The 13,231-nt window shown below is 61.6% G+C and carries 12 protein-coding genes; 7 read left to right on the top strand and 5 right to left on the bottom strand.

The window, feature by feature from the left end; genetic code table 11:
- The first annotated feature begins 27 nt into the window (after positions 1-27).
- From xdhC to QZ190_RS10830, 5 genes are all read left to right on the top strand, one after another.
- On the top strand, positions 28-816 hold the full coding sequence (gene xdhC, locus QZ190_RS10850; RefSeq protein WP_291916174.1) for a xanthine dehydrogenase accessory protein XdhC: 789 nt from the start codon (positions 28-30) through the stop codon (positions 814-816).
- Between the two features lie 175 nt (positions 817-991).
- Entirely contained in the window at positions 992-2,197 is a 1,206-nt protein-coding gene (locus tag QZ190_RS10845) for a urate hydroxylase PuuD (RefSeq protein ID WP_291916052.1), read from the top strand.
- A 142-nt stretch (positions 2,198-2,339) separates the two neighbouring features.
- The gene (locus QZ190_RS10840) at positions 2,340-3,323 is read left to right on the top strand and encodes a tripartite tricarboxylate transporter substrate binding protein (RefSeq protein WP_291916049.1); all 984 of its coding nucleotides are present in this window, start codon (positions 2,340-2,342) and stop codon (positions 3,321-3,323) included.
- A gap of 8 nt (positions 3,324-3,331) precedes the next feature.
- Positions 3,332-3,805: a tripartite tricarboxylate transporter TctB family protein gene (locus tag QZ190_RS10835; protein WP_291916046.1), complete on the top strand. Its 474-nt coding sequence runs from the start codon at positions 3,332-3,334 to the stop codon at positions 3,803-3,805.
- A 62-nt stretch (positions 3,806-3,867) separates the two neighbouring features.
- On the top strand, positions 3,868-5,361 hold the full coding sequence (locus QZ190_RS10830; protein WP_291916043.1) for a tripartite tricarboxylate transporter permease: 1,494 nt from the start codon (positions 3,868-3,870) through the stop codon (positions 5,359-5,361).
- Between the two features lie 88 nt (positions 5,362-5,449).
- Here QZ190_RS10830 and QZ190_RS10825 read toward each other — a convergent pair whose 3' ends face one another.
- The 5 genes from QZ190_RS10825 to QZ190_RS10805 all read right to left on the bottom strand — a co-directional run bounded on the left by QZ190_RS10825 (position 5,450) and on the right by QZ190_RS10805 (position 11,051).
- Positions 5,450-6,496 (bottom strand): Ldh family oxidoreductase, encoded by a 1,047-nt coding sequence (locus QZ190_RS10825; protein ID WP_291916041.1) that lies wholly within the window; start codon positions 6,494-6,496, stop codon positions 5,450-5,452.
- A gap of 67 nt (positions 6,497-6,563) precedes the next feature.
- Complete coding sequence (locus QZ190_RS10820) at positions 6,564-7,292, bottom strand: LrgB family protein (protein WP_291916038.1); 729 nt, start codon at positions 7,290-7,292, stop codon at positions 6,564-6,566.
- Positions 7,289-7,636: a CidA/LrgA family protein gene (locus QZ190_RS10815; RefSeq protein WP_291916035.1), complete on the bottom strand. Its 348-nt coding sequence runs from the start codon at positions 7,634-7,636 to the stop codon at positions 7,289-7,291. The genes QZ190_RS10820 and QZ190_RS10815 overlap by 4 nt, the downstream gene beginning before the upstream one ends.
- 57 nt (positions 7,637-7,693) lie before the next feature.
- Positions 7,694-9,427 carry an aldehyde dehydrogenase family protein gene (locus QZ190_RS10810; protein ID WP_291916033.1) on the bottom strand — a complete coding sequence of 578 codons (1,734 nt, stop codon included), beginning with the start codon at positions 9,425-9,427 and terminating at the stop codon, positions 7,694-7,696.
- Between the two features lie 22 nt (positions 9,428-9,449).
- Positions 9,450-11,051, bottom strand: coding sequence for a GMC family oxidoreductase (locus tag QZ190_RS10805; RefSeq protein WP_291916030.1), 1,602 nt, complete (start codon positions 11,049-11,051; stop codon positions 9,450-9,452).
- Between the two features lie 181 nt (positions 11,052-11,232).
- Between QZ190_RS10805 and QZ190_RS10800 the strand changes: the two genes are divergently transcribed.
- On the top strand, positions 11,233-12,180 hold the full coding sequence (locus QZ190_RS10800; RefSeq protein ID WP_291916027.1) for a helix-turn-helix transcriptional regulator: 948 nt from the start codon (positions 11,233-11,235) through the stop codon (positions 12,178-12,180).
- Between the two features lie 179 nt (positions 12,181-12,359).
- A complete protein-coding gene (locus QZ190_RS10795) occupies positions 12,360-13,211 on the top strand; it encodes an oxidoreductase (protein ID WP_291916024.1) in 852 nt (283 codons plus the stop codon).
- The last annotated feature ends 20 nt before the right edge of the window (positions 13,212-13,231 follow it).

Raw genomic sequence — 13,231 nt, 5'->3', positions numbered from 1 at the left:
TGACAAAGGGGTGTGCGTGTGAACTGGATGATGGCGGCGTTGGATCGGTTGGCCCATGAGGCGGCGGTGCGGGTGAGTGTGCAAGCCACTCAGGGCTCGGTACCGCGTGGGCCGGGCACCCACATGCTGGTGTTTGCCCGCGGCGAAGCGGGCACCATTGGCGGCGGGCATCTGGAGTTTCAGGCGCTGGCGCATGCTCGGCGCTTGCTCGCCGGGGAGTTGGTGTCCACCCACTTGCGCCAGGTGCTGGGCCCCAGTTTGGGGCAATGTTGCGGCGGGGTGGTCGAATTGACCATGGAGCGGGTGGACGCGGGTGACGTGGCGCGTTTACGCACCGTGTTGATGCCGCCCCGCACTCCGTTGGCGCTGTTTGGCGGCGGCCACGTGGGCCGGGCGATTGTGAACACGCTGGCGCCTTTGCCTTTTGCGGTGCGCTGGATCGACAGCCGCGACGAGATTTTCCCGGACGATGTGCCCCCAGATGTGGATTGCGAGCATTCCAACCCGGTGCAAGCGGCGGTGGCCGATCTGGCTGCGGGCAGCCGGGTGCTGATCATGAGTTTCAGCCACGCCGAAGACCTGGACATCGTGGTGGCCTGCCTCAAACGTTTGCGCACACAAGACGATTTGCCCTTTGTCGGTTTGATCGGCAGCCAGACCAAGTGGGCCACCTTCAGGCACCGACTGGAGGACCGGGGTTTCACGGCCGAAGAGATTGAGCGCATCACCTGCCCGATTGGGGTGTCTGGCATCACGGGCAAAGAGCCCGAAGTCATTGCCGTGGCGGTGGCGGCACAACTCTTGCAGACCCTTTGAAGACGGATGATGGTTTTCCCTAGGCGAACAAGCCCGGGGAAGGCTGGATTCAGAGGGTTAAACTGTATACACTTCGGTGCACTGGTCGCAGCGGCGCAAGTTTCTCCGGGAACATGTTCGCGACCGAATACCCGCTCACAGGGCCCGCGGTGGTGAGCTGGTTGGAGAATCCTTCATGGAATCGTATTTTCTGGAATGGGCCAATTTGTTGCTGCGATGGGTGCATGTCATCACCGCCATCGCCTGGATTGGCTCCTCGTTCTACTTTGTCTTTCTGGACAACAACCTGCAAAAACCCAACTCGCCCGACCTGCTCGAAAAAGGCGTGGGCGGTGCCATGTGGGCGGTGCACGGCGGCGGTTTTTACAACCCCCAAAAGTACATGGTGGCCCCTAAAAAGATCCACACCAAACTGCATTGGTTTTATTGGGAAAGTTACTCCACCTGGCTGAGTGGCTTTGCGCTGTTCACGGTGCTGTATCTGTACAACGCGGGCACCTTCCTGATCGATAAATCGCTCATGGACTGGACCCCCGTGATGGCCGGGTCGGCCGCGGTGGGCATGCTGGTGGCTTTCTGGTTCGTGTACGACATCATTTGCCGCGTGTTTGGCTTCAGAAAAAACGGCGAGCTGATCGTGGCGGGCCTGATGATTGTGGTGGTCGCGTTTTGCTCCTGGCTGGCCAATGAGCTGTTTGCAGGCCGTGCCGCTTTCTTGTTGGTGGGCGCGATGATTGCCACCGCCATGAGCGCCAACGTGTTCTTCTGGATCATCCCCGGCCAGCGCAAAGTGGTGGCGGCCATGACCTCAGGCGAAACTTATGACGCCAATGCTCTGGCCATTCACGGCAAGCGTGGCAAACAGCGCAGTGTGCACAACACCTACTTCACGCTGCCCGTCATCTTTGCGATGCTGAGCAACCACTACAGCTTTTTGTACACACACGAGCAGCGCTGGGTGCTGCTGTTTGTGATGATGCTCGCCGGTGCCCTGATCCGCCAGTTCTTTGTGCAGCGCCACGCCTTTCACCTGGGCCGCGCGGCCAACCCTTGGCCCTTTGCGGCCGTCGGTGTGATGATGATTTTGGGGGTGATCGTGGCCTTGAAGCCCGCCGCGCCCCAAGTGTCGGCTGTGCCTGCTGCGCCTGTGAGTTTTGCTCAGGTGCAAAGTCTGGTCAGTCAGCACTGCATCAGCTGCCATGGTGCACAGGTGCAGATGAAGAACGTGCGCCTGGACAGCCCCGAACTGGTGAAGCAGCACGCCCAAAACATCTACCAGCAAGTGGTGGTGACCAAGCAAATGCCCATGGGCAATGCCACAGGTCTGACCGAAGAAGACCGCGCCATGATTGGGCGCTGGTTTGTGGCGGGGCCAAGGTAGACTGATCTCTGCCAGGCATCGAGACAGTCGCCAGTGTTACTGGGGCTATGGTTGACCCTAATGGTATGACCTTCGAATGGGTATAAATTTTGATGCAGCAGGCTCTTTGGGGCCCGGCTGTTCAAATCAAAAGGAGACACCCATGTTCAATCGCTCACGCCGTTCTTTGGTTGCCAGCGCAGTTGCTGGTTTGACTTTTTTGGCAGCAGCTGTGCCTGCTGTTGCACAAAACTACCCCGTCCGACCGATCACCATGATCGTGCCTTGGGGCGCAGGCGGAGGCACCGATGCGGTGGCTCGCATTGTGGCCAGCTTGCTCGAAAAAGACCTCGGCCAACCCGTCACAGTCGTCAACCGCACCGGGGGCAGCGGTGTGGTGGGCCATGCGGCCATTGCCTCGGCACCCGCTGATGGCTACACCATCGGTCTGGCCACGGTCGAAATAGGCATGATGCATTGGCAGGGCTTGACCCAGCTCACAGGCGCTTCTTACACCCCCATCGGTTTGGTCAATGCCGACCCGGCGGGTATTCAGGTGCGTGCCGATTCGCCTTACAAGAACGTGAACGACTTGCTGGCCGCCATCAAGGCCAACCCTGGCAAGTTCAAAGCCTCGGGCACAGGCCAGGGCGGCATTTGGCACCTGGCGATTGCCGGTTTGTTGCTGGACCAGAAAATCGACCCCGCAGCACTGCCCTGGGTGCCCAGCAACGGTGCTGCCCCTGGTTTGCAAGACATGGTGGCTGGGGGTGTTGAAGTGGCCCCGGTGTCTTTGCCTGAGGCGCGTTCGCTGATCGATGCCGGCAAGGTCAAGAGCCTGGCCATCATGGACGCCAAACCTTCTGCGCTGTACCCCAATGTACCCACACTGAAGTCGGCTACAGGCAGCAACTGGACCATGGCGGCATGGCGCGGTGTGCTCGCGCCGAAAGGTTTGCCTGCACCGGTGCAAACCAAGTTGGCCGAGGCCGTGCGCAAAGCGGTGGCCAGCAAAGAGTACAACGACTTCATGTCCAGCCGTGGCCTGGGTGTGATTTATGGCGGACCGGATGACATGGCCAAATTCATGGCCAAGTCCGATGCGGAAATGGGCGTGACCATGAAGGCCGTGGGCCTGGTCAAGTAAACCCGCGCATGAAAATCAACGACGCTTTTTGGGGCGTCCTGCTCATGGCCTTGGGCGCTGCGGTGCTCTGGGCTGTGCGCGGTTACCCCAATATTCCGGGTCAGCCCGTCGGGCCTGCTTTATTTCCGGGCTTGATTGCGCTGGGCCTGTGTGCGGGCGGCGCCTTGCTGGTCTGGCAAGGCTGGCGTGATCGCGCGAACGGACCATGGCTTGAGTGGGAAGACTGGGTGCGTTCGCCACGGCACACCAAGGCGCTGGTCGCCTTGCTGGGCTCGGTGGTCTTTTACATCGTGCTATCTGATGAGCTGGGATTTTTCATCACCGCATTTTTGATGCTGGTCACCTTGTTCAGATCCTTGCACGTCGCATGGGGCCGATCGGTCTTTTGGGCGGTGGTGGCCACTGTGGTGGTTCACTTTGCGTTTTACAAATTGCTGCGCGTGCCCTTGCCGTGGGGCATCTTGACGCCCTTCGCTTGGTAACGGCATTGCCCCCTTTATTGTTTTCACCCCAAAAACTGTGACAGTCTGAGGAGTCTCATCCCATGTGGACAGCCATTGGCCAAGCTTTTTCGATGGTGTTCGAGCCCTACACCTTGATGGTGATGGTGCTCGCTTCGTTGTACGGCTTGTTTGTGGGGGCTGTGCCAGGCTTGACGGCCACCATGGCCACCGCTTTGCTGGTGCCGGTGACTTTTTTCATGCCACCGATCCCGGCGGTGGCCGCCATGGTCACGGCCACCGCCATGGCGATTTTTTCTGGGGACATTCCGGGCTGTTTGCTGCGCATTCCGGGCACGCCCGCATCGGCCGCCTACACCGATGAAGCATTTGCCATGACCCGCAAGGGGCAGGCCGAGAAAGCGCTGGGCGCAGGCCTGGTGTTTTCGGCAGTGGGGGGCTTGTTTGGCACGGTGGTGCTGATCGTCGCTGCGCCTGCCTTGGCCGACTTTGCGCTGAATTTCAGTTCCTTTGAATACTTCTGGTTGGTGCTGTTGGGTCTGACTTGCGCGGTCTTCATCTCCACCGGCTCTGCGGTCAAAGGGCTGATGATGTTGTTCATGGGCTTGTTGGTGGCGTGCGTAGGATTGGGCAACCCCGCTGGTTTTCCGCGCTTTACCTTTGGCAACACCGAAATGTCGGGTGGCATCGGCATGATCGCCATGATGATCGGCATGTTCGCCATCTCCGAAATCATCCGTTACGTGGTGGACACCAGTCCGCCCGCTGAGTTGGTGGTGGAAGAGGTGGGCGGAGTGCTCAAGGGCCAATGGGCACTGGCCAAAAAATACCCCAAGCAAATTTTGCGAGGTAGCGTGTTGGGCACGGCCGTGGGCGCTTTGCCCGGCGCTGGGGCTGACATCGCCGCCTGGATGTCTTATGCCGTGAGCAAGAAATTTTCCAAGAAGCCTGAAAAATTTGGCACCGGGCATGTGGAAGGCATTGTGGAGTCGGGCTCGGCCAACAACAGCGCCTTGGCCGGCGCGTGGATTCCGGCCTTGGTGTTTGGCATTCCGGGTGACTCGATCACGGCGATTGTGATCGGAGTGCTCTACATGAAGAACATGAATCCTGGCCCGACTTTGTTCACCACCAATCCGCAAAACATCTATGCCGTGTTTTTGCTGTTCATTGTGGCCAACCTCATCATGATTCCGCTGGGCATTTTGTGCATCAAGGTGGCCAAGCGCATCCTCAAGGTGCCGCGTGAAATCCTCATGCCCATGATCTTGCTGTTCTGCGTGGTGGGCACGTTCGCCATCAACAACTCGGTGTTTCAGATCGGTGTGATGCTGGTGGCCGGGATTCTGGCTTATGTGCTGGAGGCCAATAAATTCCCGGTGGCTCCTGCCATTTTGGGCGTGGTGCTGGGCGGCATGCTGGAGGAAAACTTCATCACCTCGATGATCAAGTCCAACGGTGATCTGAGTGCCTTTGTGTCGCGACCTATTGCACTGGCATTGGCCATCCTGACGGCGCTGGTCTGGTTGACGCCCATGCTGCTCAGGGCCTTGCGCAAACCAGCGCCAGGGCGTTGAGCGTTCAGGGTTCAGGGTTCGGGGTTGCTGGTGTTTACTCGGCAACGGGCGGCATGGGCCAACTGGTGGGCATGTCTTTGGTATGGTTTCAGATGGGCTGGGGTGCTGCGACTTTGAGTTTTTCGGCCCAGGGCAAGAGCATGGGCATGATGTTGGGGTAAAGCGCTACGCCCTCGTTGGCGCTGCTCGCCTTGAGTTTCAGGCCGCGCTCACCGGGTGTGCGCACCCAGCGGTCAGGCTGAGCGGGGCGCGAGGCATGGCATTGGCGCGAGACTTCGTCCATCTGCGTGTTGAAGGCGCTTGCCCCCGCAAACGCACGCGGATCCATGATCTGTAAAAACACCGTGGCCCCCCAACCCTCCGGCGCATCGGCCCGGCCGTGGCCGGCCAAGCCGCCCGTCAGCGCTTCGACCATCCAGCTCAGGCCATAGCCTTTGTGACCTGAATCCATGCCCCCCAGCGGCAAGATCGTGCCCTTGGGTTCGTTGAATAAAACGGCCGGGTCTCGGCTGGCTTGGCCGAGGCCATCCATCACCCACTCGGCAGGCAGCGCGCCGCCTTCTTTGTGCAAGCGGTTGGTCATGCCGTTGGTGGTGGACGAGGTGGACACATCGATCAGCACCGGCAAGCCCGAGGTGGGAATGCCCACCGACATGGGGTTGGGCGTGAACACCGGGTCCAGCCCGCCAAAAGGCGCGATGCTGGCGGTGTTGGGGTCCGAGCAATGCAGCAGCATCATGAAACCCTGATCGGTCACGCGCTGGTGATACGCGGCCAGGCAAGCAATGTGGTGGCTGCGGCGGATAACCACCGTGCAGGTACCTTGTGTGCGTGCGCGGTGGGTGGCCAAGTCGATGGCTTGCTGCACCAGCCAAGGGCCGGGCAAGCGCTGGCCATCCCAGGTCACGGCAGCTGGGTGGTCCGACACCACCAGCGGCTGACCATCCTTGCGCATCTTGCCCGATTCGAGCTCCGCCAGATAAGGGGCCAGCAAGGCCAGGCCATGGGTGGTGTGGCCCAGCAAGTCGCCCTCCAGCAACACTTCCGCTACGGCCTGCGCCTTGTCGAGCGGCAAACCTGCGGTTTGCAAAAGTTGGTCGGCAAAAGCCAGGAGGTCTGTGGTGGCGTAGTTCATGGCTTTCATCATAAAAAGAAGCTTGGCAGACCCTGTCACGCTGCGGACTCGGTACAAAATCCGGGTTTTAAAACCACCAAGCCACCGCATACGGGATCAGCATGGCTCCCGCGATGCCATGCAGCCCCATGCCTAGGCTGGCATAAGCCCCGGCCTCGGCGTTCACGCTGAATGCGCGTGAAGTGCCGATGCCGTGCGCGGCCACGCCCAGGGCAAAGCCGCGTTGCCACCAGGCCGTGACGCGCAGGGCGTCCAGCACATAGCGGCCCAGCACCGCGCCCAAGATGCCGGTGCTGACGGCAAAAATGGCCGTCAGGGTGGGCGAGGCTTGCACGCGTTCGGCAATGCCCATGGCAATCGGCGCGGTGACCGATTTGGCCACCAGGCCGCGCACCAGCGCTTCGTCCACACCCAGCCAACGCGCCATGCCCACCGCCGTCAGCACCGAGGTGATGCCACCCGCCACAAGTGACAGCAGCAACACCCCCATGCGCCCTTTGAGCGAGGCCAAGCCCTTGTAAATCGGAATGGCCAGCGACACCGTGGCCGTGCCCAGCAAAAAGTGCACAAACTGCGCGCCTTCGAAGTATTGGGCATAGGGCATGTCGATCACGCTGATGCCGATGCACACCACAACCACCGCAATCAGCACCGGGTTGGCGAGCGGGTTGCGCTGGCTGCGCTCGTACAAGGTCAGGCCCAGCAGGTAAGCGCTGAGCGTGAGCACCAAAGCCAGCAGCGGGCTGCCCGAGAGATAGACCCAAATGTCAGAGATGGGCGGCAGGCTGTTGTTCATGGCGCGCTGTCCTTTTGGGCGAACAGTTTGAGCACCAAGGCGGTCACCGCCACCGTGGCCACCACGCTCAGCACCAGCGCCGCCGTGATGGCCCAGGCGTTGGCCTGCAGCACCGGCAAATACAGCACCACGCCCACCGATGCGGGAATGAACAACAGCCCCAGGTGCTGCAAGATGCTGCTGCCCACCAAGTCCATGGACGCGGGCACATGGCCGCGCAAGGCCAAAAACGCCAACAGCAAGACCAGACCCAGCACGGGCCCGGGGATGAAGGGCAGGGCGAACTTGGAAAGCAGTTCGCCCAGCGCCTGGAAGAGGAAGAGTTGAACGAGGCCTTGGATCATGGCCTCAGTTTAGACAACTTGGCGGGCGGATCATCAGCCCCTTGGTCAGTTCTGTTGTTACCCCAACAAGGCATTCCAAAAAATGCGCGGCATCTTCAGCAAGCTGGGGCGGTGCTGAAACGCCACCAGCAACTTGCCCAGAATGGCCCCTTTGCGGTTGGTCACAAACCAAGGCGGGCGTGGCAGCAGGGTGAACGACAAACTCAGCAGGTTACGCGGGAAGGGGCGAAACGGGGCTTCGACCACGGCGCGTTCGGTCTTGTCGAACAGCATCGTGTTGTGCACCACGCCGATGCCGCTTTGCACGTCGTCTAGCGTGTGGCCCGGAAACGCGCCCCAGGGCGACTGCGCCGACAAAAATCCCAAGCCCGTCCAGGCGTTGATGGCGATGGTCCCGTAGCGCAAGTCGGCCAGAATTTCTTCAAAGCGCTGGCGTCCTATCTGGGCGATGGTTTGCGGGTGGATCACGATGTTCGCGCCCAAGGTGCCATAGAGCTGGCTGTTGGCCAGTGCAATTGCAGTGGTCAAATAGGTCTCGGCGTCTTGCCCGCCGATTTCGACCACGTTGAGCGCCGGCGCAAACACCTCGGTGCTGCGTGCTTTGGCGTTGCCCAAGTCCAGCGTGGACATGACCAAGTCTTGCGCGCCGGGGCGCTTGACGGTTTTGAAGGTCGGGTTGTTGGTGCAGAACTCGGCCAGGCGCTCGGGTGCGCCAGGGTAGTACAGACCGCGGGGCAGGGCGTTGCCGATCACGTTTTCCAGCGCCTGCACAAAGGCGGATTTCTGGTCCCAGTCTTTGGGCAAGACCAACACCTGGCAGGCCACGCAATTGAAACCCGAGTTGTGCAGCTTTTGTGTGGCCACTTGCTCGGCCTGAAAGCGGATGTCGGCCGCTGACCAGGGGCCGGGCACCACGATGGTGGGGCACACCGCGCCCAGCTCCGAGGTGATCTGGCGGGTGTTGATGGGCGTTTTGGCCGCTTTGTTGGCCGCGCCTTTTTCGCCGATTCCCCACACGATGGCGTCGTGCGATGCACCCGCGCCCGTGATGTGCAGCGTCTCCACCAACGGGTGATTGCACAGGTATTGCCCCACATCGGTGCCGCCGCGCACGATGCGCACAAAGCCCCGGTCGATCAGCGGCTTGAGCGCGGCATTCAAGAACTCGATCAGGTAATCGTTGACCGGGTTCATCTTGAGCATCGCCACTTCGTTTTCGGCAAACAGCTTGTGGAACACATCGAGCGGCGCAATGGCCGCGATGTTGCCCGCGCCCAGCACCAGCGAGACTTTGCCAGTCTTGTGCTGCGGGCTGGCGCTGTCGTAAATGGCGGCCGTGTGCTGGGCCAGGTTGGTGCGGTTCACGCCCGGCTGCATCCACACGTCGAGGGTCACGCCGCTCAGCAGCAAGTGGTCCCACAGCGAATGCGGCAGCACGCGTGCGGCCAGTTGCCCATTGGGCAGCTCGCGCAGGGGCAGGCCGCTCAGGTGCTGCTTGCCCTGCACCTTGGACAGCGTGGCCATCATCTGGTTGCAATACGCCATGACGGTGTAAGGCCCGGACAGCCACTCCTCGCCTTCGAGCGGCGAGCCGACCGGAATGCCTTTGTGGCGCGAAGCCGTCTCGGACCAGTTTTTGGCCACAGGCAGCAAGGCGTCCTTGATTTCGTTCAGAATGGCGATGCGCTCGGCCACCGAGGTCTGCACCCAGCGGCTGCGGTGCTCGGCCAAAGTTTGTAGGTCTTGGTCCAGGCTCGACTGGCACTCGGCCAGGGTAGGGAGGTTAGGCATATCAGGTGGTCTTGGTAGGGGGTCAGGCGTGGCGGATCAAATCGGCAGCTTTCTCGCCAATCATGATGGTGGGTGCGTTGGTGTTGCCGCCGCACAGGGTGGGCATGATGGACGCATCGACCACGCGCAGGCCTTGCAGGCCGTGCACGCGCAGCTGGGCATCGACCACGGCCATCGGGTCGCTGGCAGGGCCCATCTTGCAGGTGCCCACCGGGTGGTATTGCGTGTCGGCACGGCGGCGGATGTCGGCCGCAATGGCGGCTTTGTCGTTCTTGTCCACTGGGTAGAGCATCTTGCCGCGAATGGCGTCAAAGGGTTTGGACTCGATGATGGTTTGCTGGATCTGAACGCCTTTGACCAGCAGGTCCAGGTCGCGCTCGTCGCCCAGAAAGTTGGGGTCGATCAGCGGCGCGGTGCGCACATCGGGGCCGGCCAGCGTGACGCTGCCCCGGCTGTGCGGACGGATCACATCGACGTGGCAAGAAAAGCCGTGGCCCAGGTGCATCTTGCGGCTGTGGTCGTCCACGATGCCGACCACAAACACCAGCTGCAGGTCGGGCGTTTCCACCTCGGGAGAGGAACGGAAAAACGCGCCCGATTCGGCAAAGGTGCTGGTGACCAGGCCCGTGCGTTTTTTCTTCCACTCGCCAATGGCTTGGGTGATCTTGACGGTGCCTGTGGCCGACACGCCAAAGGTCTCGGAGCTGCTGGGCGCGCGCCAGGTCTGCACTTGGTCGATGTGGTCTTGCAGATTTTTGCCCACGCCTTCGAGCGCGTGCACCACCGGGATGCTGTGGCGCTGCAGCTCGGCCGCAGGCCCGACGCCCGAGACCATGAGCAGCTGCGGCGAGCCAAAAGCCCCCGCCGAGACGATGACCTCTTTGTTCGCACGCAGCTCCTGCGTCTGGCCGCCTTCTTGCACGCGCACCCCCACGGCACGTTGGCCTTCAAACAAAATCTTGCTGGTGATGGTGTTCGTCTTGACCGTGAGGTTGGGGCGCGACAGGTGGGGCGTGATGTAGGCCTTGGCCGCGCTGTGGCGCTCGCCGTTTTTGTGGAAGACCTGGTACATGAAGGCGCCAAATTGTTCGGCGCCGTTGTAGTCGGCGTTGTAGGGAATGCCGTTCATGGCGCAGGCCTGCAGGAACATCTGGTTGAGTGCGCTGGGGCTGCGCAGCTCGGCCACGTTTTGCGGGCCGCCCGTGCCGTGGTATTCGCTGTCGGTGTGGGTCTCGTTGTGCTCGGCTTTCTTGAAGTACGGCAGCACGTCCTGGTAAGACCAGCCGCTGTTGCCCAGCGACGCCCAGTGGTCGTAGTCGTGTTTGTTGCCACGCACATAAAGCATGGCGTTGATCGAGCTGGAGCCGCCCAGCACCTTGCCCCGGGGCTGGTAGCCCTGGCGGCCGTTCAGGCCTTTTTGCGGCACGGTCTTGTACGCCCAGTTGTTGAACGGGATGGGCAGCATGGCCACCACACCCGCCGGGGCGTGGATGAACACGCTTTTGTCAGGGCCGCCCACTTCGATCAGGCACACGCTCACGTTGGGGTCTTCGCTCAGGCGCGAAGCCACCACGCAACCGGCCGAACCGCCACCCACCACGATGTAATCAAATGCTTGGCTCATGTCGTCTCCTTCGTTGTTGTGTTGAATGGGGCCAGTCTAAAAACCGCCCGGCTGGGCGACTATCCAGATTTCTGCAAAGGGGCCTCAGATTCGCTAGGGATAACCCTGCAGATAAGGGATAACCCTGCGGATTGACACAGCGCACCCCAAAGGGTTCAATTCCGGGCCAACGTTCATACCCATGCACCCATCCACAGCCACTTCTGCGACCTCGGTCACCCGACTCGACGCCTTCGATCCGCAGGCGCTGGTGTTGGCTTTGCAAGAGGGTTTTCTGGAGCATGTGCAGTTGGAAAAAGGCCGCTTTGGCGGGCAGATCGTGCACAGCGTCAGCCCGCAGTGCCGCACCGATTGGGGGCAGTACAACCTGGCCCTGCTGGCGCAGGGTGACCTCTCGCCCGAGTGGCTTTCGGTGGGCATCTTTTTGCACGGCCAAGGCGTGTGGCGCGTGCAAGGTCAGGCGCTGCGCAACGGCGACCTGGTGGTCTATGCGCCAGGGCGTGACATGTGCATCAGCCTGCCGCCGCAGGCGCAGTGGGTGGGCGTGCAAATGCCGCCGCACAAGCTGCAAGCCCTGGGCCTGCATATGGCCCCGGGTGTGAGCGCCTTGCACCTGCCCGGTCAGCTGCCGCCGCAGGCCTTGCAGCAACTGGTGGATTTGTCGAGCGTGTTGGGCCCCAACCGGCAGCACGACCTGGACGCGGCCTTGGTGGACCAGGCGCACGAGCAGCTGCAGCACATCCTGTGGAGCGAGTTGGCACGGCGCTGGCGACAGCCCAGCAGCAGCGCTGCGCTGAGCCTGCAAACCCGCGAGCGCTTGTTGCAGTCGGTGGACCAGTGGGCCCAGGACAACAGCACCACACCGCTGCGCATCGACGCGCTGTGCGAGGCGCTGGAGGTGCCCATCTGGCAACTGGAGCGGGCCTTCTTGCAAACCTACGGCATGGCCCCGCAGCGCCTGATCACCCTGCGCCGCTTGGCCAAGGCCCGCCGGGCTTTGCAACTGCAAACCGTCAGCGTGACCGAAGTCGCCATGGGCCACGGCTTCTGGCACCTGGGGCGCTTTGCAGGGCTGTACAAAAACTACTACGGCGAAAGTCCGTCGGAGACGGTGCGGGCGATGGGGTGAGGTGAGGGGCTTTGGGGTTAAGGGGCCCTTGACTGCAAAACATCGCGCACGGGGTGCGCTCCTGTAATCGCCATCATTGGCATCTTCTGCATGTGCATTGGCGCGATCCGATGGTGACGCTTCGCGCCCCAGCGGCGACCATCACTTCATTCGCAACACATTCACGAACGGAGTTTTTCATGGCATCGACATCCCCCTTTTCCCAACTCAAACCACAGGTGGCCCTCGTCACCGGCGCATCGTCCGGCATGGGCAAAGAAACAGCCAAGCGGCTGCTGCAAGAGGGGCTGGTGGTTTACGTCGCGGCCCGGCGTGTGGCACAAATGGAAGACCTGCGGGCCTTGGGCGCGATACCGCTGCAGATGGACATTTCGGTGGACGCTGACATCGTCGCGGCCGTGAACACCATCACCCAAGGTCATGGCGGCATCGATGTGCTGGTGAACAACGCGGGCTTTGGCATGTACGGCGCGATGGAGGATTCGACCTTGGCCGATGCCCGCTACCAGTTTGAAGTCAATTTGTTTGGCATGGCGCGGCTCACGCAATTGGCGCTGCCGCACATGCGCCGCCAAGGGGCGGGCAAGGTCATCAACATCTCGTCCATGGGCGGCAAGATCTACACGCCCCTGGGCTCGTGGTACCACGCCACCAAGCACGCGGTGGAAGGCTGGAGCGATTGCTTGCGCCTCGAGTTGGCGCCCTTCGGCATTCAAGTGGTGATCATCGAGCCCGGTGTGATTGCCACCGAGTGGGGTGGCGTGATGCTCGAGCCCATGCTGGCGCGTTCGGGCAAAGGCCCTTACCACGCCATGGCGCAGGGCATGGCCAAGGCCATGCGCAGCACCTACGCCAAAGCGGGCGCCGCTTCGCCGCCGTCGGTGGTGGCCGATGCCATACTGCAGGCTGTGCGTTCGCGCCGACCCCAAACCCGTTACGTCATCGGCAAAATGGCCAAACCCCTGATGTTCATCCGCAAGTATTTCGGGGACCGCCTCTTTGACATGGCCATCATGAGCCAAGCCAAATAGTCCTTGTCCACGCCGCATTG

The sequence above is a fragment of the Limnohabitans sp. genome (genome assembly GCF_017848645.1).
GTDB lineage: Bacteria > Pseudomonadota > Gammaproteobacteria > Burkholderiales > Burkholderiaceae_C > Limnohabitans_A.
This window is presented reverse-complemented; position numbering and strand designations above follow the sequence as displayed.